This is a genomic window from Shewanella pneumatophori (assembly GCF_023283895.1).
Classification (GTDB): Bacteria; Pseudomonadota; Gammaproteobacteria; order Enterobacterales; family Shewanellaceae; genus Shewanella; species Shewanella pneumatophori.
The window spans coordinates 1-1,837 of the sequence record NZ_JAKILB010000031.1; the positions used below are offsets into that span (position 1 = coordinate 1).

Here is a 1,837-nt window from a genome sequence, read left to right on the forward strand (position 1 = left end):
TAGACGCTTAGGTCGTTTGGCTGAGGAGGCGTATTCTACACTTCCTGATGTTGGCGTCAAGCGCTTATTTTAAGAAGTTTTTCAAGCGATGATTTCTTAATCAGAAGTCATAACTTGAAGCTCTTAAGCCGCTTGTCACCTGAGGCTAAATTCCGTAGAAGTTAATCTCTCTAACACTGCTGCATGTCCCATTCTATCTAGCGTTTTCGCTGGGTAGTTGGCCTGCTGTGCCGTGTCAGTGGATGCGCATTATAGGGATATCTCAGACTAGCGCAACCCTGTTTTGTAATAAAATTAGCTTTTTTGAATCAAACGAATAGTTATCAAACGATACGTATAGAAAAGCGCCTTAAAATAGCCATGCCCTGCTAATTAGTAGCGAAGATGAAACCCAACAACTACTAACCAAAATCTCTTCAAGACAATTTCTCGGTTAATATAAGCGACTCACCTTGACGCTATCTGGACGAGCACAACTCAAAAGGAATGCTGATATGATGCTTTTGTTCTCCTCCCAACGCTTATCAATCCAGCTACCCTCACATAAAAGTCACCACGCATCCTTTGGTTTTACGTTAGAACGCCTTTAACTAAACATCTAATCTGAGTCGGTTAATATAGGTGTTCAATAACGTTTTCTCCGCGATAAATTTAAAATCTAGGATCAACCTAAGAAATGCTATTCACATATTTATCGACAACGCCTAGCTATTACCGCCTCAAAATCATCTATTACAGGCGGAGCAACAATTAAGACATCACTTAATAACAACTATTTACTGGATATTTGCCAAGAATTTAATCAGATAAATAAATATTTGAGTAACTCGATATCAGATCAACTGAGACGAACCATAACGATCAGACAACACTCTAGAAAATGCATAAACAGGTTATAGCTAGAAAGGATCGCTTCAATTAGTTCGATGAGTGAAAATCGGAGAAATTACATCAATTTTACGAAGTTGATTGAAACTTTATCGCGCGCAGTAGCTGTAAGTGCAAAACAGGCCGAAATACAGATATTGAAGATGGATTTATTGAAAGAAGGATTAACCGGCTATGCCGACTCTTTCCATCAATAGCCTTAATTAAGCTAACTAAAGCAATGCCGCCAGCGAATAACAATCGTACCTGACCTCATAAAACGTAGAATTGGTTAGGTTAACGAGAAAATAACGAGGTTTTTAGTGCGTGATGAACTAAATTACAGACGCAAAAAAGCCCGCTACATGGTAGCGGGCTTTTCACTTCTCTTTCGAGAATAAATAGGCGCCTGGAAATGGCCAGCTTCGAGCAAGCTCTCCGCGTTCCCCCCTTGCATCAAACTTCGTTTGATAAGCACAAGGGCTTCACCCTACTCCACATGGATACTGAACCTCACTGCGTTCGGGCTTTTTATTTCCCCATGTTCGTTCGGTCAATTCTCGTAATAAAGAGTCCAGACAATAACGAAAAAAGCCCGTTGCATTAGCAACGGGCTTTTTCGTTATTTGGCGCCTGGAAATGACCTACTCTCACATGGGGAGACCCCACACTACCATCGGCGATATTGCGTTTCACTTCTGAGTTCGGAATGGATTCAGGTGGTACCACAACTCTATGGTTTCCAGACAAATTGGGTAAATTCGGAAAGCTTGAAATTCTTTATTGAGTCCACACTACATTAAGTGCTTCATTCTAATTCTGGTTTCTATGGAAACATAGTTAACTCATAAAACCCATTAGGGTTGTATGGTTAAGCCTCACGAGTCATTAGTACAAGTTAGCTCAACGCCTCACAACGCTTACACACCTTGCCTATCAACGTCCTAGTCTCGAACGGCTCTTCAGAGGA

The 1,837-nt window shown here is 41.0% G+C and carries 2 rRNA genes; both read right to left on the reverse strand.

Annotated elements, in window-relative coordinates:
• Positions 1-1,498 precede the first annotated feature (1,498 nt).
• A 5S ribosomal RNA gene (rrf, locus tag L2740_RS21345) occupies positions 1,499-1,614 on the reverse strand.
• Between the two features lie 120 nt (positions 1,615-1,734).
• Positions 1,735-1,837, reverse strand: a 23S ribosomal RNA gene (locus L2740_RS21350); the annotation flags it as partial.